The sequence below is a fragment of the Mesorhizobium sp. WSM4832 genome (assembly GCF_055811115.1).
This window is the reverse complement of the sequence record NZ_JBVVQH010000001.1, coordinates 397,747-415,888: the sequence shown is the minus strand read 5'-3', so window position 1 is coordinate 415,888 and position 18,142 is coordinate 397,747. Positions and strand designations below refer to the sequence as shown.

18 protein-coding genes are annotated in these 18,142 nt (G+C 63.4%); 13 read left to right on the top strand and 5 right to left on the bottom strand.

Features of this window, described 5'->3' with window-relative positions:
• Positions 1 to 3 precede the first annotated feature (3 nt).
• Genes AC0L2L_RS01980 through AC0L2L_RS01970 form a run of 3 tightly spaced genes read left to right on the top strand, consistent with a single transcriptional unit; the run spans position 4 to position 1,962 of the window.
• Entirely contained in the window at positions 4 to 864 is an 861-nt protein-coding gene (locus AC0L2L_RS01980; RefSeq protein WP_473575829.1) for a bifunctional allantoicase/(S)-ureidoglycine aminohydrolase, read from the top strand.
• Positions 861 to 1,352 (top strand): ureidoglycolate lyase, encoded by a 492-nt coding sequence (locus tag AC0L2L_RS01975; RefSeq protein ID WP_473575827.1) that lies wholly within the window; start codon positions 861 to 863, stop codon positions 1,350 to 1,352. The genes AC0L2L_RS01980 and AC0L2L_RS01975 overlap by 4 nt, the downstream gene beginning before the upstream one ends.
• 16 nt (positions 1,353 to 1,368) lie before the next feature.
• Positions 1,369 to 1,962: a nucleoside deaminase gene (locus AC0L2L_RS01970; RefSeq protein ID WP_473575825.1), complete on the top strand. Its 594-nt coding sequence runs from the start codon at positions 1,369 to 1,371 to the stop codon at positions 1,960 to 1,962.
• 10 nt (positions 1,963 to 1,972) lie between these two features.
• Here the strand turns inward: AC0L2L_RS01970 and AC0L2L_RS01965 are convergent, their stop codons facing one another.
• On the bottom strand, positions 1,973 to 2,284 hold the full coding sequence (locus tag AC0L2L_RS01965) for a BrnA antitoxin family protein (protein ID WP_473575824.1): 312 nt from the start codon (positions 2,282 to 2,284) through the stop codon (positions 1,973 to 1,975).
• The gene (locus tag AC0L2L_RS01960; RefSeq protein ID WP_473576088.1) at positions 2,271 to 2,525 is read right to left on the bottom strand and encodes a BrnT family toxin; all 255 of its coding nucleotides are present in this window, start codon (positions 2,523 to 2,525) and stop codon (positions 2,271 to 2,273) included. Before AC0L2L_RS01960 ends, AC0L2L_RS01965 begins: the two co-directional genes overlap by 14 nt.
• A 187-nt stretch (positions 2,526 to 2,712) precedes the next feature.
• Here AC0L2L_RS01960 and AC0L2L_RS01955 point away from each other — a divergent pair, with 187 nt between their 5' ends.
• The 9 genes from AC0L2L_RS01955 to AC0L2L_RS01915 all read left to right on the top strand — a co-directional run bounded on the left by AC0L2L_RS01955 (position 2,713) and on the right by AC0L2L_RS01915 (position 13,804).
• The gene (locus AC0L2L_RS01955; RefSeq protein WP_473575823.1) at positions 2,713 to 4,698 is read left to right on the top strand and encodes a CocE/NonD family hydrolase; all 1,986 of its coding nucleotides are present in this window, start codon (positions 2,713 to 2,715) and stop codon (positions 4,696 to 4,698) included.
• Between the two features lie 152 nt (positions 4,699 to 4,850).
• The gene (locus tag AC0L2L_RS01950) at positions 4,851 to 6,437 is read left to right on the top strand and encodes an ABC transporter substrate-binding protein (RefSeq protein WP_473575821.1); all 1,587 of its coding nucleotides are present in this window, start codon (positions 4,851 to 4,853) and stop codon (positions 6,435 to 6,437) included.
• Between the two features lie 16 nt (positions 6,438 to 6,453).
• A complete protein-coding gene (locus tag AC0L2L_RS01945) occupies positions 6,454 to 7,413 on the top strand; it encodes an ABC transporter permease (RefSeq protein WP_473575820.1) in 960 nt (319 codons plus the stop codon).
• Between the two features lie 10 nt (positions 7,414 to 7,423).
• Positions 7,424 to 8,248, top strand: a complete 825-nt coding sequence (locus AC0L2L_RS01940) for an ABC transporter permease (protein WP_027169205.1) — start codon at positions 7,424 to 7,426, stop codon at positions 8,246 to 8,248.
• Positions 8,248 to 9,903: an ABC transporter ATP-binding protein gene (locus tag AC0L2L_RS01935; protein WP_473575819.1), complete on the top strand. Its 1,656-nt coding sequence runs from the start codon at positions 8,248 to 8,250 to the stop codon at positions 9,901 to 9,903. Before AC0L2L_RS01940 ends, AC0L2L_RS01935 begins: the two co-directional genes overlap by 1 nt.
• Before the next feature lie 191 nt (positions 9,904 to 10,094).
• A complete protein-coding gene (locus tag AC0L2L_RS01930) occupies positions 10,095 to 10,934 on the top strand; it encodes an alkaline phosphatase family protein (RefSeq protein WP_473575817.1) in 840 nt (279 codons plus the stop codon).
• A gap of 158 nt (positions 10,935 to 11,092) precedes the next feature.
• Complete coding sequence (locus AC0L2L_RS01925; RefSeq protein WP_473575816.1) at positions 11,093 to 11,659, top strand: sigma-70 family RNA polymerase sigma factor; 567 nt, start codon at positions 11,093 to 11,095, stop codon at positions 11,657 to 11,659.
• Positions 11,656 to 12,324, top strand: a complete 669-nt coding sequence (locus AC0L2L_RS01920) for an anti-sigma factor (protein WP_473575814.1) — start codon at positions 11,656 to 11,658, stop codon at positions 12,322 to 12,324. Before AC0L2L_RS01925 ends, AC0L2L_RS01920 begins: the two co-directional genes overlap by 4 nt.
• Complete coding sequence (locus AC0L2L_RS01915) at positions 12,314 to 13,804, top strand: S8 family serine peptidase (protein ID WP_473575812.1); 1,491 nt, start codon at positions 12,314 to 12,316, stop codon at positions 13,802 to 13,804. Before AC0L2L_RS01920 ends, AC0L2L_RS01915 begins: the two co-directional genes overlap by 11 nt.
• 51 nt (positions 13,805 to 13,855) lie before the next feature.
• On the opposite strand, the gene AC0L2L_RS01910 is transcribed toward AC0L2L_RS01915, so the two are convergent.
• The 3 genes from AC0L2L_RS01910 to AC0L2L_RS01900 all read right to left on the bottom strand — a co-directional run bounded on the left by AC0L2L_RS01910 (position 13,856) and on the right by AC0L2L_RS01900 (position 16,772).
• Positions 13,856 to 15,202 carry an NAD(P)/FAD-dependent oxidoreductase gene (locus tag AC0L2L_RS01910; protein ID WP_473575811.1) on the bottom strand — a complete coding sequence of 449 codons (1,347 nt, stop codon included), beginning with the start codon at positions 15,200 to 15,202 and terminating at the stop codon, positions 13,856 to 13,858.
• Between the two features lie 146 nt (positions 15,203 to 15,348).
• Positions 15,349 to 16,371 (bottom strand): substrate-binding domain-containing protein, encoded by a 1,023-nt coding sequence (locus AC0L2L_RS01905; RefSeq protein ID WP_473575809.1) that lies wholly within the window; start codon positions 16,369 to 16,371, stop codon positions 15,349 to 15,351.
• A 26-nt stretch (positions 16,372 to 16,397) separates the two neighbouring features.
• A complete protein-coding gene (locus AC0L2L_RS01900) occupies positions 16,398 to 16,772 on the bottom strand; it encodes a hypothetical protein (RefSeq protein ID WP_473575807.1) in 375 nt (124 codons plus the stop codon).
• Between AC0L2L_RS01900 and AC0L2L_RS01895 the strand changes: the two genes are divergently transcribed.
• Positions 16,729 to 18,084, top strand: a complete 1,356-nt coding sequence (locus AC0L2L_RS01895) for an ABC transporter substrate-binding protein (protein ID WP_473575806.1) — start codon at positions 16,729 to 16,731, stop codon at positions 18,082 to 18,084. The two genes, AC0L2L_RS01900 and AC0L2L_RS01895, sit on opposite strands and share 44 nt — an antisense overlap.
• The last annotated feature ends 58 nt before the right edge of the window (positions 18,085 to 18,142 follow it).

Here is an 18,142-nt window from a genome sequence, read left to right as displayed (position 1 = left end):
CCCATGGATATGATCAAGACTGCCGAGCGAACCTATTACGCCCCGCGTGGCGGCCATCCCGGCCAGAACGAGCTTTTGACCGGCAGGGCCGTCTTCACCGAGGCCTATGCGGTCATCCCCAAGGGCGTCATGCAGGACATCGTCACCAGTCCGCTGCCGTTCTGGGACGACACAAGAGCCTGGATCATCGCAAGGCCGCTGTCAGGCTTCGCCGAGACGTTTTCGCAATACATCGTCGAGGTCCTGCCCGGCGGCGGCAGCGAACGACCGGAACCGGATGCGGGCGCCGAGGGCGTGCTGTTCGTCGTCGAGGGCGAGCTTACCGTATCGCTAGCCGGCAAAAAACATGCGCTGGCCCCCGGCGGCTTCGCCTTCCTGCCGCCGGCGAGTGGCTGGACGGTGCGCAACGAGAGCGGCACTGCCGTCCGCTTCCACTGGATCCGCAAGGCCTACGAGGCCGTCGACGGTATCGACGTGCCGGAAGCCTTCTTCTCGAGCGACCAGCAGGTGACGCCGAGCCCGATGCCGGGCACGGAAGGGCGCTGGGCAACGACCCGTTTCGTCGACCCGGCCGACATGCGCCATGACATGCACGTCACCATCGTCACGTTGAAGCCGGGCGCGGTCATCCCCTTCGCTGAAACCCACGTTATGGAGCACGGGCTCTATGTGCTGGAAGGCAAGGCCGTCTACCGCCTCAACCAGGATTGGGTCGAGGTCGAGGCGGGCGACTTCATGTGGCTGCGCGCCTTCTGCCCACAGGCCTGCTATGCCGGCGGCCCCGGCAATTTCCGCTATCTGCTCTACAAGGACGTCAACCGGCACGCCAGGCTTGGTGGCTATCTTGGAGGTAAGGCGCGGTGAACCGCATCGTCGCCCGACCGCTGACCCACGAAAACTTCGCGCCCTTCGGCGACGTCATCGACATGGGCGGCGACAACCGCTACCCGATCAATGGCGGCAAGGCGATGCGCTACCACGACCTCGCCACTGTCGAAGCCGCAGGCCCGAATGCGCGCGTGCTGATTTCGATGGTGCGCGGAACGCCCTACGAGATGCCGCTGAAGCTCGCCATGGTCGAGCGTCATCCGCTCGGCAGCCAGGCCTTCATCCCGCTGTCGCCGCGCCCGTTCCTGGTGGTCGTCTGCCATGACACCAAGGACGGTCCGGGCGAGCCGCATGCCTTTCTCGCCGGCCCCGGACAAGGCATCAACTACCGCCGCAACCTCTGGCACGGCGTGCTGACGCCGATCGGCGAGGAACAGGATTTCCTCATCGTCGACCGCGGCGGCGACGGCTCCAATCTCGAAGAGTTTTATTTCTCGCATCCTTACGAGATCCACCTTCCCTGAAAGCTTGCGACTTCCCATGACCGACGTTTCGCTGATCGACCGCCTGCTCGACGTCATCGAGCATGATATCGTGCCGAAAACCGCTGAGGGCGTTGCCCACGGCAACAAGCTGTTCGGCGCCGCAATCCTGCGGAAGCACGACCGCTCACTGGTGTTGGCCGAAACCAACAACGAGACGGAAAATCCGCTCTGGCATGGCGAGGTGCACTGTCTGAAGCGTTTCTACGAGATGCCCAAGGCCGAGCGCGTCGACACCAAAGATGCACTGTTCATAGCCACGCACGAGCCCTGCTCGCTCTGCCTGTCGGCGATCACCTGGACCGGCTTCGACAATTTCTACTACCTCTTCAGCCACGAGGATTCGCGCGACAGTTTTGCTATCCCGCACGATTTGAAAATCCTGAAAGAGGTCTTCACCCTCGATCCCGGCGGCTACAACGCCGAGAACGCCTATTGGAAGAGTTTTTCCATCCGCCGGCTGGTGCGCGCTTTGCCCGAGGCCGAGCGCAAGCGGCTGGAGGCTCGCATCGGCAGGATTGCGGCGCGCTACGACGAGCTGTCAAGCGCCTACCAGGCGAGCAAGGCCGAGAACGACATTCCGCTGAATTGACACGTATTGCCTACCTTACCTTCGCGTTTTTCAGCACTTCATTTATCCTTGCCTGCCAGCCCTTCCCGGTCGCCTTGAATTTTCTGACGACATCCTGGTCCAGGCGAATGGAGACGACTTGCTTTGGTTTTTCCATGGCCGGCCGGCCACGGGAACGCCTTATACTCTCGAAAAGCTCCGGGAGCGCTTCCGCGAAAGGCTTGGCTTGGGCCAGCTGTTCGTCGGTCGCCTCCCCGTCCTCGGGATCAGCAGCAATCTGTCTTTGAATCTCGGCTTCCTCGGCATCGGTAAGCCGCCGAACGTGAGACTTAGTGTTGCTCATACACGGACCTTTCCTTTCGGCTGGCATGACGCATCGAGATCACCGAGATCGCTTCGGAACCAAGCGGCTTGAAGATCACGGCGAGAATGATCTCTCCAAATTCTCCAACCGCCTTGAGCCGACCGGCCTTGGCCGAGAGGACGATTGACGTGACAAAAAACTCGATATCGAGATCGGCGAAGTCGAGACCCCGGTTTTCGAGGTTCGTCACCCGTTTTGGCTCATCCCAAACGATTTCCAGGCGAGATCATCCACTGTGTCTGCGTCGGGCCACGTGAATAAACGTAATACATAAATTAATCGAGGGATGCAAGAAGAAGCCGGATAATCGGAGGATGCGCTCGCTAACGGCCCAGGTCGCATTTTTTGATGCTCCAGTCGCGAATGGCGATTGAAAGTCGTCACGCCGCGGAGCGTTATGCGCGACCATGAAAACCGTCACCGAATTTCCCCGCAAGGTCATCGAATTCCCTGACATGGGCATCGTCATGCCGGACGGTTGCCGGTTGTCGGCGCGCATCTGGATGCCCGAGGACGCGACCGGAAATCCGGTGCCCGCGATCCTCGAGCATTTGCCCTATCGTAAGCGCGACGGCACCATCTTCCGCGACCAGCTCACCCACCCCTATTTCGCCGGGCACGGCTACGCGTCGATCCGCGTCGACATGCGCGGCAACGGCGATTCCGAAGGGCTGATGGACGACGAATATTCCGAGCAGGAATTGCAGGATGCCTGCGATGTCATCGCCTGGGCGGCGGCGCAGCCCTGGTGCAACGGCAATGTCGGCATGATGGGCATTTCCTGGGGCGGCTTCAACTGCCTGCAGGTGGCGGCCAAGCAGCCGCCGGCGCTGAAGGCCGTTATCAGCCTGTGCTCGACCGTCGACCGCTACGCCGACGACATCCACTACAAGGGCGGCTGCCTGCTGCTCGAGAATTTCGGCTGGGCCTCGACGATGCTGTCCTATTCGTCACGGCCGCCGGATCCGGCGATTGCCGGCGGCAACCGCTGGCGCGACCTGTGGCTCAGCCGGCTGGAAAACCAGCCTTTCCTGTTGCCGCTCTGGCTCAGCCACCAGCATCGCGACGCCTATTGGAAACGCGGCTCGATCTGCGAGGATTTTCCCGCCGTCAAGGCGGCCGTGCTGTCGATCGGCGGCTGGCATGACGGCTACCGCAACACGATCTCCAATCTCGTCGCCAGCATCCGGTCGCCGGTCAAAGGCATCGTCGGCCCGTGGATCCACAAATACCCGCATTACGCCGGACCCAATCCGGCCATCGGCTTCCTGCAGGAAGCGCTGCGCTGGTGGGACCGCTGGCTGAAGGACGCCGAGACCGGCGTCGAGGCCGATCCCGATTACCGCGCCTATGTGATGGACAGCGTGCGGCCGGCGCGCTGGCATCCGGAGCGGCCGGGCCGCTGGGTGGCGGAGCAGGAGTGGCCGTCTTCGAACATCAAGGTCAAGTCTATCGAACTGATTGCCGACGACGCCAAGCCCTCGATCGTCGCTTCGCCGCAGACCTGCGGACTTGCCGGCGGCGAATATTTTCCCTTCACCTTCGGGCCGGAATTGCCGGGGGACCAGCGACCCGACGACGCGTTGTCGGTTTGTTTCGACCAGGCCGAGCTTGGCGAGGCGATCGACATTGTCGGGGCGCCGGAGCTTGAGATCCGGGTTGCGTCCGACCGGCCCCAAGCTAATATCGCGGTGCGGCTGTGCGACGTGCATCCTGATGGCGCCTCGGAGCTGATCTCTTACGGCGTGCTCAACCTCACCCACCGCAATTCGCATGAATTCCCGCAAGCGCTGGTGCCGGGCGAAACAGTTTCGGCGCGCGTCGTGCTCGACCAATGCGCCTACCGGGTGCCGGCAGGGCACAAACTGCGCATCGCCGTTTCGACCGCCTACTGGCCGATGATCTGGCCCTCGCCGGAGCCGGCACGGCTTGATCTTGCAAAGGCGACGCTGAAGCTGCCGCTGCGCCCGCTGGCGAAAGGCGACGAGGTTTCGTTCCCCGAGCCGGAAGGCGCGACTCCATGGGCAACCGAGGAAATCAGGCCGGCCAACTCGGAGCGGCACGTCGACCGCGATGAGAAGACCGGCCTCGTCACGCTTTCCATAACCGACGATTTCGGCGAGATGCGCGACCTCGACCACGGGCTCGTGCACGGCAGTACTGTCCGCGAGACATGGGCCATCCACCCCGACGGTCCGCTGTCGGCCACCGGCAGCACACATTGGACGCAGACCTTCTCGCGAAATGAATGGTCGGTGCGGACCGAAACCTTCGCCGATATGCGCTCAGACGCGCAAAACTTCATCCTCAGCGCCAGAATAGAGGCCTATGAGGGCGAGAAGCTGGTTTTCGAGCGTAACTTCGAACAGACGATTCCCCGCGCCCTCGTCTGAGCGCTGGCAAGATTGGTCCAACCGCGACGTACGATTTACGCCACGGCATGTCGCATTCGGTCTTGCCTGCCGCTTTCCCTTGCGGTCATTATCCCCTCACAAGAAACAAGAAACGACCACAAGGTCGAACCAACAGAGTGAGGAACTCATAAATGTCGAACGAACTGGAATACCTCAGCCGGCGCGTTGCATCCGGCAAGCTGAGCCGTCGTGATTTTCTCGGCCGTGCTGCCGCGCTCGGCGTCACCGCACCCTTCGCCAACATGCTGCTTTCCAGTGCGGCTCGCGCGGAAGGCCCGGTCAAGGGCGGCACGCTGAAGGCCGGCCTTGTCGGCGGCGAATCCACCAACAGCCTCGATCCGGCCCTGTTCATGACCCAGGTGCCGTTCGCTTTCGGCAAGATGTGGGGCGAACTGATCGTCGAGCTTTCGCCGGAGGGCAAGCTCGAGAATCGCATCGCCGAGGAGATCGGCTCCTCGGACGATGCCAAGGTTTGGACGCTGAAGATTCGTGACGGCGTCGAATTCCACAACGGCAAGACGGTGACGGCCGAGGACGTGGCCGCCACGCTCGAGCGCCATTCAGACGAGAAGTCGAAGTCCGGCGCGCTCGGCTACATGAAGGGCATCGAGACCATCAAGGCCAACGGCAAGGAAGTCGTGCTGACCTTGAAGGAGCCGAATGCCGACCTTCCCTACCTGCTCAGCGACTATCACCTGATCGTGCAGCCCAATGGTGGCAAGGACAAGGCCGATGCCGGCATCTCGGCCGGCCCGTACAAGGTCACCACCAACGAGCCCGGCGTGCGCCATGGCGGCGAGCGCTTCGCCAATTATTGGCAAGGCGACAAGATGGGCCATGCCGACCAGATCGAGATCATCGTCATCAACGACGCGACGGCGCGCACGGCAGCCCTGCAGGGCGGCCAAGTCAACATGATCAATCGCGTCGAGCCGAAGATCGTCGATCTGATCAAGCGTCTGCCAGGCGTCACCATCCGCAACCATGCCGGCCCTGGTCACTATGTCTTCATCATGCATTGCAATACGGCGCCGTTCGACAACAACGACCTCAGGATGGCGTTGAAGCTGGCGATCGACCGCGAGGAGATGCTGGACAAGATCCTGCGCGGCTACGGCTCGCTCGGCAACGACTTCCCGATCAACGCGTCCTATCCGCTGTTCAGCGAAATCGAACAGCGCAAGTACGATCCGGACAAGGCCAAGTTCCACTACAAGAAGTCGGGCCATGACGGCACCGTGCTGCTGAGGACCTCGGACGTCGCCTTCCCGGGCGCGGTCGATGCCTCGCAGCTGTTCCAGCAGAGCGCCGCCAAGGCCGGCATCAAGATCGAGCTCAAGCGTGAGCCCGGTGACGGCTACTGGAACGAAGTCTGGAACAAGCAGCCCTTCTGCGCCTCCTACTGGGGCGGCCGCTCGACGCAGGACCAGATGTACTCGACCGCCTATCTGTCGACCGCCGACTGGAACGATACGCGTTTCAAGCGTCCCGATTTCGACAAGATGGTGCTGGCGGCGCGCGCCGAGCTCGACGAGGCCAAGCGCAAGGCGATGTACCACGACATGGCCGTCATGGTGCGCGACGAGGGCGGCCTGATCCTGCCGATGTTCAACCAGTTCATCGACGCCACCGGCGCCAAGGTCGGCGGCTGGGTCGACGATCCGCATCAGGAGCTGATGAACGGCTACGCGCTCGCGAAGTGCTGGCTCGAAGCTTGAGCTTGGCCTTGCGGATATGTCCTCACCCGTCGTGAAACTGGTGGCCCAGCGCATTGCGCTGGGCATCCTCCTCCTGCTGGCCGTTTCGGTCCTGATCTTCGCCGGCACCCAGATCTTGCCCGGCGATGTCGCGCAAGCCATTCTCGGACAGTCGGCGACGCCGGAGTCGCTCGCCAATCTGCGCGAGCAACTTGGTCTCAATCAGCCGGCTTACCTACGCTATTTCCATTGGCTGGGCGGCGTGCTGACCGGCGACCTCGGTACGGCGATGTCGAGCGGCCAGGATATCGCGACGTCGATCAAGGGGCGGTTGTGGAACACGCTGTTCCTCGCCTTCTGGGCGGCGATCGTGGCCGTGCCGCTGGCAATCATCCTCGGCCTGATCGCGGTGCGCTACCGCAATGGCTGGGTCGACAAGTTGATCTCGGGACTGGCGCTCGCCTCGACATCGTTTCCCGAGTTCTTCATCGGCTATGTGCTCGTCTATTTCTTCGCCGTGAAGTACCAGATCTTCCCCGGCATCTCGACGGTCTATGAGGGCATGCCGTTGGGCGAGCGCATGCAGGCGATCGCGCTGCCGGCGACGGCGCTGACGCTGGTGGTGCTGGCCCACATGATGCGCATGACGCGCGCCGCGATCCTGAACGTCATGCAGTCAGCCTATGTCGAGACGGCGGAACTCAAGGGGCTTTCGGCCTTCTCCGTCATCCGCAAGCACGCCTTTCCCAACGCCATCGCGCCGATCATCAACGTGGTCATGCTTAACCTGGCCTACCTGATCGTCGGCGTCGTCGTGGTCGAAGTGATCTTCGTCTACCCCGGCATGGGTCAGTATCTCGTCGACCACGTCACCAAGCGCGACGTGCCGGTGGTGCAGGCGGTCGGCCTGATCTTCGCCGCCGTCTATATCAGCCTGAACATCATCGCGGACATTGCGGCGATCGTCGCCAATCCGCGTCTCAGACATCCGAAGTGAGGGGGCGGGCATGCTCGATATCAGACGCATCCCCATCCCCGCATTGATCGGTATCGTGCTGACGGCCATGTTCGTGCTGGCGGCGGTCTTCGCACCGTGGATCGCGCCGCACGGCAATGGCGAGATCGTCGGCGACGTCTGGGAGCCGATGTCGGCAACGCATTGGCTGGGCACCGACAATCTCGGCCGCGATTTGTTGTCGCGTATGATCTATGGCGCCCGCATCACCTTGTTCATCGCGGTGCTGGCGACCGCGCTGTCCTTCTCGCTCGGCGCCATCCTCGGCTTCTCGGCGGCAGTGTTCGGCGGCTGGTTCGACACGCTGTTGTCGCGCCTCGTCGATCTCCTGATGTCGATCCCGACGCTGATCATGGGCCTTGTCGTGCTCTCGGTGCTGCCAACCAATCTGGTGACTCTCATCCTGGTCATGGGCGTTCTCGACTCGACCCGCGTCTATCGCCTGTCGCGCGCGGTTGCCGTCGACATCAACGTCATGGATTACGTCGAGGCGGCGAAGCTGCGCGGCGAAGGCGAAGGCTGGATCATCTTCCGCGAGATCCTGCCCAACGCGCTGTCGCCGCTGGTTTCCGAGCTCGGCCTGCGCTTCATCTATGCGGTGCTGTTCCTGTCGACGCTATCCTTCCTCGGTCTTGGCGTGCAACCGCCGGACGCCGACTGGGGCGGCATGGTCAAGGAGAACAAGGACGGCATCGTCTTCGGCATAGCAGCCGCGCTGATCCCGGCGGCGGCGATCGCAATGCTGGCAATCTCGGTCAATCTGGTCGCCGACTGGGTGCTCAACCGCACGACCAGCCTGAAGGGAGGGCGTGGGTGATGGCTGACAGCAAAGCAAAATCCGGCCTGCTGCTCGACATCCGCAATCTGCGCATCGAGGCGACGGTGTTCCCGCCCGGCGAGGCGCCGAAGAACATTGTGCTCGTCCACGACGTCTCGCTGACGCTGGAGAAGGGCAAGGTGCTCGGCCTGATCGGCGAGTCCGGCGCCGGCAAATCGACCATCGGCCTGTCGTCGATGGGCTATGGCCGCGGCGGCGTGCGCATCACCGGCGGCGAGGTGATCCTCAACGGCCGCGACATCCTCAAAGGTGGCAAGGAAGGGTTCCGCAGGCTGCGCGGCCGCGAGGTCTGCTATGTCGCGCAATCGGCGGCGGCGGCCTTCAACCCGGCGCACAGACTGATGGACCAGGTGGTGGAAGCCACGCTGCTGCACGGCACGGCGACACGCGCCGAAGCCGAGAAACGCGCCATCGCGCTGTTCAAGAAGCTCAGCCTGCCCAATCCCGAAACCATTGGCGAGCGCTTCCCGCACCAGGTGTCGGGCGGCCAGCTGCAGCGCGTGATGACAGCGATGGCGCTCTGTTCCGAGCCCGACCTTATCGTCTTCGACGAGCCGACCACGGCGCTCGACGTGACGACGCAGATAGACGTGCTGGCGGCGATCAAGGACGCCATCCGCGATACGCATGTGGCGGCTTTGTACATCACCCACGACCTCGCCGTCGTCGCCCAGGTATCGGACGAGATCATGGTGCTGCGCCACGGCCGGCTGGTCGAATGGGGCGGCACAAGGCAGATCATCAAGGAGCCGCGCCAGGAATACACCAACGCGCTTGTGTCGGTGCACGAGATCGAGCATGCCGAACAGAAACCCGGCACGACACCATTCCTGTCGGTCAAGAACGTCACCGCCGCCTATGGCCGCAGCCACATCAAGGTGCTGAAGAACGTCTCGGTCGACATCTATCCCGGCCAGACGCTGGCTGTCGTCGGCGAGTCCGGCTCCGGCAAGTCGACGCTGGCGCGTGCCATAACCGGGCTTTTGCCGCCGGAGGAAGGGACGGTCACTTTCGATGGGCGACCGCTTGCCAACAGGCTTGCCGACCGGCCGAAGGAGGATCTGCGCCAGTTGCAGATGATCTACCAGATGGCCGACGTGGCGATGAACCCGCGCCAGACCGTCGGCACCATCATCGGCCGGCCGCTGGAATTCTATTTCGGCATACGCGGCCGCGAGCGCGACAAGCGGGTCGCCGAACTGCTCGACAAGATCGAGATGGGCAAGGGCTTTTCCGACCGCTACCCGGCCGAATTGTCCGGCGGCCAGAAACAGCGCGTCTGCATCGCCCGCTCGCTTGCCGCCAAGCCGAAGCTGATCATCTGCGACGAGGTGACCTCGGCGCTCGACCCGCTGGTGGCGAACGGCATCCTGAAGCTTTTGCTCGAGCTGCAGAAAGAGGAGAGCGTCGCCTACCTATTCATCACTCATGACCTGGCGACGGTGAAGTCGATCGCCGATTCGATCGCGGTGATGTTTCGCGGCGAAGTGGTGCGCTACGGCGCCAAGAGCAAGGTGCTGACGCCGCCGTTCGACGCCTATACGGATCTGCTCTTGTCCTCCGTGCCCGAGATGGAGATCGGCTGGCTGGAGAAGGCGATCAAGGGCCGGCGCATGGCGAGCGCCGGCAACTAATGCATGTCGCCCAGAAGTGTGCAGCGGTTCTGGGACAACGACATGCATCAAAACAAAGACCTAAAGCACGTCGCCTGAATCCGTTTCAGCGTGACGCGCTTTAAGCTGGCTTCCTCTTCTCTCCGCATCGACGGGTTTGGCCGGCCAAGCCCTCGATGCTGATCTCTCCCGCAAGACCGCATGGAACCGCCGTGGCGCCCAAATCCAAACTGCTGCTCATCATCCTCGATGGCGTGCCTTACCGGAACTGGCGCCGGCTGATGGGCAATCTCGAGGGCTGGGCGCAGTCCGGCGAGGCGCAGGTTTGGAAGATGCGCTCGGTGCTGCCGTCGACCTCGGCCTGCTGCTACGCCTCGATCCACACCGGGGTTTCGCCGCAGGTGCACGGCATCCTTTCCAACGAGAAGCGCTTTCGCGTCACGCAGCCGGATATCTTCTCGGAAGTGAGCAAGGCCGGCGGCAAGACGGGCGCCGTGACCCATTCCTACTGGTCAGAATTCTTCCGTAGCTTCCCGTTCGACCTTGTCGAGGACATGGAGTTCGACGAGCCAGGTGGGCCGATCACGCATGGCCGCTTCCACACCATGACCGGCTACAATCTCAAGAACCAGATGACGCCGAGCGACGTCGACCTGTTCGCGACGCTGACCATGCTGGCGAAGCGCCACGGCATCGACTACGGCATCCTGCACAGCTGCACGCTGGATTCGATGGGCCATCGCTTCGGCCATGACTGCCACGAGATGGATCATGCCTGCTACGCCATGGATGCGATGCTCGCCGCCTTCCTGCCTTTGTGGCGCCAGGCGGGCTACGAGGTGATCGTGACGGCCGACCATGGCCAGACGGACCGTGGCCACCACGGCGGCCATGACGACGAGATGCAGGATTTCGCGCTGTATTATTTCGGACCTGCGAAGGGCCCCGAGGCCGACGCGCTGCTCGACCAGCTGCAGCTGGCGCCGACGGTGCTGAGCCGGCTTGGGGTGGCTATACCCGAGACGATGAAAGCGAAGGTGTTTTTGGGGTGAGTACGGCCTTTCCTTCTCCCACAAGGGGAGAAGGAAAGGCGCTCCTACTGGCAACCTCCCCGCTCTTCGGTTAGCTTCCGAAAATTCCTTGGCGGAGGATGAACCTTTTTGGACCGATCAGCGACAGAGCTTCGAGGAGCCAGGCGGCTCGACCGGCCATGAATGCGGCGACGGAAACCGATCGCGCGCTTGTAGACCGGGTCGCGAAGGGCGACCGGGCCGCCGTTCGGCTCCTGTTCATGCGTCACCACGCGCGGATCTACCGCTTCGTGGCGCGCCAGACGGGATCGGAATTGATGGCCGACGATATCGCAAACGAGGTCTTTCTGGAGCTGTGGAAGCAGGCGCCCAGCTTCGAGGGACGCTCTGAAGTCTCGACATGGCTGCTCGGCATCGCCCGCTTCAAAGCGCTGTCCTCGCTGCGCAAGAAGAAGGAAGACTGGATCGGCGACGATGACGCGGCGCAAGTTCCCGACGGCGCCGATACGCCGGAAGTCGTGACCATGAAGGAGGACAAGGCCGCCGCCTTGCGCCGCTTTATCGATGCCTTGCCTGAAGAACACCGCACGGTGATCGACCTTGCCTACTACCATGGGCAGTCGGTGACCGAGATCGGCGAAGTGCTCGGCATTCCGGTCGCGACCGTCAAGACCAGGATGTTCTACGCCCGCAAGAAACTCGGCGAAGCCCTCAAGGCTGCCGGTTACGACAGGGGGTGGCCATGAGCGCCGCTGAAAAGATGTCGCGCCGCGACGAGATGGAAACGCTGCTGCCGTTCTATCTGAACGGCTCGCTGGAAGGCGCCGAGCTGGAGGCCGTCGAGGAATGGCTGGCCACCGATCCTGCGGCGCTTGCCGCGCTTGGCGAAGCGGAGGCCGAGTTTTCCGGCACCGCCGCCGCCAACGAGGCGATCCGGCCGCCCGCCGACGCGCTCTCGCGCTTTGCCAAGGCGCTCGACGCCGAAGCGGGCCCGGCGCGCACGCCGGCCGGCCGGTCTTGGCTTGCCAGCCTGTTCGGCCGGGTGACGGCGATGCCAGCCGGCGTCGCCTGGGCGGCCGCCGCGGCGCTGCTTGCGCTCGTCCTGGTCCAGTCTTTCGAACGGCCGGGCGGCAAGGGCAACGATTTCGAGGTGGCCGGCGCGCAGGACGACCTCGCCAAGCTGCCTTTCGCCCTGGTCAAGTTCAAGCCGGATGCGAAGATGGCCGACATCGCCGCCTTCCTCGGCCAGAACGGATTGAAGATCGCCGGCGGCCCGACCGCGGACGGCGTTTTCCACCTGGCGATCCCGGCCAGCACGGCGGCCGACTATGACAGGCTTGTCGGCCTCATTGCCGCCCAGCCTTTCGCGGATGCTGTGATGCAGGGAAGGAAACCGGACGATGGCGGCTAACGCAATTCCAGGAAAAGTGCGCCGCGGTTTTCCGTTCGGAATTGCGTCGAGGCCGAGAGTCATTCTTCACGCGGCAATCCTCGCGGCGGCCTTTGTCGCCCCGCCTGCATTTGCGCAGACCAATGACCCCAACCTGACGCAAAAACAGGTCGACTGCCTGGACCGCACAAAGGCGGCCGGGGACGGCTGCGCCAAGAATGGCGGCGGAACGCCGGGCATAGCCACGACCACCGGCAGCGCGGTGTTCCTGCCGGCGCTGATCGTCGATTTGTTCCCCAATCCGCCGGCGGGTGCCGCCCCGCAAACGCCGGCGCCCTCGAATGGAACATCGTCAGCGAACGGCTCCGCCAACACACCGGCACCCGCGCCGAGCGGCCCCGTGACGGCGCCTCAAGGTCTCAATCTGGCCGAACCGCCGCGCGCGATCACCGGTGAATTCGTGCCCGACGAGGTGCTGGTGACGGTCGACGGCGATGCCGGCGTCGTCCAGCAGATTGCCAATTCCTTCGGCCTGCAGGTTCGCGCGCAACGCCAATCGCTTCTGCTCGGCACCACGCTCGTGCGTTTCGGCATCACCGACGGGCGGCCTGTCGGCGTGGTGCTGGCGCAATTGGCAGCCGATGGCCGCACGCAGCGGCGCGAACCCAATCATATCTATTCGCTGCAACAGGCGGCCGGCATCGTGAACTACGCGTTCGAGCGCATCGCGCTCGATTCGAAGCAGGCGAGCGGCGAGAACGTGCGTGTCGCCGTCATCGACACCGGCATCGACGACACCAATCCGGCTCTCGCCGGCGTCATCGCCGAGCAATATGACGCCATGCCCAACGTGCCGATCGAGAAGCGCGACCACGGCACCTCGGTCGACGGGCTGATTGCCGGCGTGGGTCCGCTGGAAGGCATGGCGCCGGGCGCCAGGATCTATCACGCACGCGCCTTCGAAGGCGGCAAGTCGACGATGGACGTCATCCTGTCGGCGCTCGACTGGGCTGCGGAGCAGAACGTTCGCATCATCAATATGAGCTTCGTCGGTCCGAAGAACGACCTGCTCGGCACCGCCTGCCGCAATGCCCGCGCGCTGGGCATCGTACTGGTCGCGGCCGCTGGCAACAACGGCCCGAAGGCGCCCTATGGCTATCCGGCCGCCTTTGACGGCGTCATCGCCGTCACCGCCACCGACGCCAGGGACGGGCTGATGCCGCAGGCCAATCGTGGCGCCTACGTCTTCCTCTCCGCGCCCGGCGTCGAAATGGTGGCGCCGAGCGGCGCCGGCTCCGACGTCGTGACCGGAACCTCCTTCGCCGCAGCGATCGTGTCCGGCGCCATCGCCAACCTCATCCATGCCGCGCCCGACCGCTCGGCCGACGACATCGAGAAGGCGCTGGCGGCCACGGCCAGGGATCTTGGCCCCAAGGGACGGGACAATGACTTTGGTTATGGGCTGCTGGATATCAAGGCAGCCGGGGCGGCGAAGGAGTGAGTCCAGGCAGTCGGCTTCAAAATGCCGGGATGGGAGCAACCAGTTGCCCCTTTAAAGAGCCGGACCTAGCCGGACAGGGCTTCCATCATAGAAGCGCGACAGCCGAAAGCGGCTGAGATCGTGCCCGGTTTCATGTCCCTGGATCATGTCCGAGACGACGCGACCTATGCCAGGCCCGATGCCGAAGCCGTGGCCGCTCATTCCCGTCGCGACGAAAAGACCGCCGATCGCCGCCACGCGATCGACGACGGGGACGACGTCAGGCATGGCGTCGATCATACCGCCCCAGCGGACCTTCAAGCGAACCGTTTCGAACTGTGGGAAAAGCCGTTTGAAATTGCGCTCGATCGAACGAAGCCGGGCGGGTTCAGGGGCTGGGTTGAGCACCCGCATTCTTTCGAAAGGACTCTCTGAATCCGGCGCCCAATCGCGCGGGGTCGACCAGCCATCGGGGTAGCCTGGCGGAGCGAACGGGAAATAGCGCGTTCCCAGCGGATTGTCCCTGAGGGCGGGAAGATATTGGGTAGCGTGCCGGAAGGCGTCAGGTCCCAGGTAATGCAGATGGCTGCCGCCTGCGGCGAGCGTGTAGCCGCCATCCTGCCGGCGCCTGAAAGCGATGCGTTCGTCAGTCGCCGCACCTGCATAGATTTCAGGCAGGGGTTCCGTTGCGGCTGCGGTTACCCTGACGCTGAGTTGGGGGATGGAGACGCCGTGTCTGCGCAAGAACAGGGATGACCACGCGCCACCCGCGACCAATACGCTGGAGGCCTCGATGTATCCCGCCTCGGTCCACACGCCCTTGATTTTACCACCTGAGATTTCGAGGGTTCGCGCTGCGCAATTCTCCGCGATTTTGACGCCTTTTCGCACGGCAAGCCGGGCAAGTGCCGGCACCGCCAGCCAAGGCTCCGCGCGCATGTCGGAGGGCGTCGTCATCGCACCCTTGAACCTGCGCGACATACCTTTGATGAGCTTCGCGGTTTCGTCTCCGTCCAGGAGGCGCGTGTCGAGCTGATGGGTCGAGGCGATCTTCATGAACGTTTCGAAGCCGGCCATGTCCTTGTCGGAGTTCGCCAGGTAGGTTACGCCCGTTTGGTTCAGCCCGATGTCTTCGCCACATTCCTCAGCCAGTTGCCGCCACAGGCGAATAGCCTCGATGACGATCGGCAGTTCATCCGCGTCTCGTCCCTGTTTTCTGATCCACCCCCAATTTCGGGAGGACTGTTCGGCCGCAACGCGGCCTTTTTCCAGCAGCGTCACCGGAATGTTCCGGCTCGCAAGGAAAAGGGCCGTCGTTACGCCGATAACACCGCCACCAATAATCACCACCTCCGAAGTCTTCGGCGGCGGCCCAGGGTACTGGATTGGATCCGCTGCGGTGAACGGGAATGTCGGCAATGGCGCACTCTGAAGAACTGGTTGACGGTCTGGCTTACCGGTTGTCACTTTCCAACATCAGGAGCAGCCGAAGGCGGACCGTTGTCCCACGGACAGTAAAGGATGCCCGGAAAGGAGGCGGTCGGGGAAGCTGTTGGATCGTGACCCTACCCCGGCGCCCCAGCCACCGAGCCCCTGACCACCAGATCGACCGGCCAGACCTCGCCTCGCGCCCCCTCTTCCAACCCCGAAATCCGCGCCGCGAGCCGTTCTGCAACGCGGGCGCCGGCGAGGCGGATCGAGGAGCGCGTCGTCGACAGCGGCACCGGGAAATTCTCCGGCCGCAGCCAGGGGAAGACGTCGTCATGCGCGACCAGCGATAGGTCGCCCGGGATGGTCAGGCCGAGATCGCGCACGGCGCGCACGACGCCCAGCGCCATGATCAGGCTCGAGCAGACGATCGCCGTCGGCGCCTCGTCCTCCTCAAGCAGGCGTCTGGCGGCGCGATAGCCGTTCTCCTCGGTCATGGTGGCCGAGCGAATATGACGCTCGCCGAGCGCCAGCCCGCTCGCGGCAAGCGCCCGGCGCATGCCGCGTTCGCGGTGAATGGCGAAGGTCTCGCGGTCGTTGCCGTTGATCAGCGCCAGGCGCTTGTGGCCGAGTTGGATCAGCAGCCGCGCCGCTTCGTGGAAGGCGCCCTCATTGTCGATGTCGAGATAGGGATAGTCGAAGTCGAAGCCCTCGCTGCGGCCATGGACGATGAAGGGAATGCCCAGCGTGTTGACCAGCGCCAGCCGCTTGTCGGCCGGACGCGGCGAGGAGAGGTAGACGGCGTCGACCTGCCGGTTGGCGACGATGCGCCGGTAGGTCGTCTCCTCGTCGTCGGCATCGGCGGGCGAAAGCACAAGGTCGAGCTCATGCGAACGGGCATAGTCGCCGAGGCCGGAGAGGAACTCGACGAAATGCGGATCGATGTCGACGGCCGCACCCGTCGGCAACACATAGCCGATCATGCCCGACTTGCCGGTGGCGAGGCGGCGCGCGCTGGGGTTCGGCCGGTAGCCGTGCCGCTTGGCGGCATCCACTACCCGGCGCCGGGTTTCCTCGCTGACCTCGGGATAGCCGTTCAGCGCCCGGCTCACGGTGGTCTGCGAGAGCGACAGCATATGCGAGAGTTGCTTGAGGTTCATCGGAGGCCTCCAGCCTCAAAGCGCTTTCAATTTGAATCGATCCGATGATTGTTGGCGAGATCGCCAAGCATGATGAGCTTAGAGGTGGACCGGCGCGGTTTGAAGCAAAATTGCTGCTGCAGCGCCAAAAAACCATGCTGCAGCGCACTTTCCTTGTCCAATCCTTCAGGATTTAAATCGATTGATGAACTCACCCCTTGACTTCCAGATGATTCAATGGCGAGATCAGAATAGCCAAAGCGCTTTGGAAGTCTCTTCGAAAGGTTGCGGTTATCCTTTCGCTGAGTCACAGTTCCACGGGCGTCGGCGGACGAAATGGAGGTTTCGTCCTGTTTGTGACCATTGGGAGGACTTGCGATGAAGAAAATGCTTCTCTTGGGCGCGGCGTTCGCGGCGCTCACCCTCAGCCTGCCGGCGCAAGCCGATTTGAAGTTCAAGCCGGGCGAGGATCCGAAGTTTCACTGGGCGAATTACGACGACCTCAAGAAGGTCGACCTCAAGGGCGAGACGCTGACGATCTTCGGACCGTGGCGCGGCGAGGACGAGACGCTTGTCCGTTCCGTTCTCGACTATTTCCAGGAAGCGACTGGCGCGGAAGTGAAATATTCCTCGTCCGAGAACTATGAGCAGCAGATCGTCATCGACACCCAGGCCGGCAGCCCGCCTAACATCGCCGTCCTGCCGCAGCCCGGCCTCATCCAGGATCTTGCTTCCAAGGGCGTGCTGACCCCACTCGGCGACGACGTCGCCGCCTGGATCAAGGAAAACTACGCCGCCGGCGAATCCTGGGCCAAGCTCGGCACCTATAATGGCAAGGACGGCAAGCCCGGCTTCTACGCCTTCCCCTACAAGATCGACGTGAAGGGGCTGGTCTGGTACTCGCCCGACAATTTCGACGAGGCCGGCTACAAGGTGCCGAAGACCCAGGAAGAACTCGCCGATCTTGAAAAGAAGATCGTCGCCGACGGCGGCAAGCCCTGGTGCATCGGGCTCGGCTCGGGCGGCGCAACCGGCTGGCCTGCGACCGACTGGGTCGAGGACATCATGCTGCGCACGCAGCCGCCGGAAGTCTACGACAAGTGGGTGAAGAACGAGATCCCGTTCACCGACCCGGCGGTGGTCAACGCCATCGACATCTTCGGCAAGATAGCCACCGACGACAAGATGGTGGACGGCGGCGCCAAAGCGGTCGCGGCGACCGACTTCCGCGACAGCCCGAAGGGCCTCTTCACCGTGCCGCCCAAGTGCTACATGCACCATCAGGCCTCGTTCATCCCCTCCTTCTTCCCCGAGAACGTGAAGCTCGGCCAGGATGCGGACTTCTTCCCCTACCCGGCTTACGCCTCCAAGCCGGAACTGGGCACGCCGCTGGAAGTGGCCGGGACGCTGGTGATGATCACCAAGGACTCCAAGGCCTCGCGTGAATTCATCAAGTTCCTCGAAATGCCGCTCGCGCATGAATTGTGGATGGCGCAGAAGAGCTTCGTCACCCCGTTCAAGGCGGCCAACAAGGACGCCTATGGCAGCGATGCGCTGAAGAAACAGGGCGAGATCCTCGTCGGGGCCACGACCGTGCGGTTCGACGGCTCCGACCTGATGCCCGGCAAGGTCGGCGCGGGCTCGTTCTGGACCGGCATGATCGACCTGGTCGGCGGCAAGTCCGCGCAGGACGTCGCCGACGGCATCCAGAAAAGCTGGGATGCAATCAAGTAGGCAACCGGCAAACGGGTCGCGCGCGGCCCGGGTTTGGATGCAATTCCGGGCGGAAGGC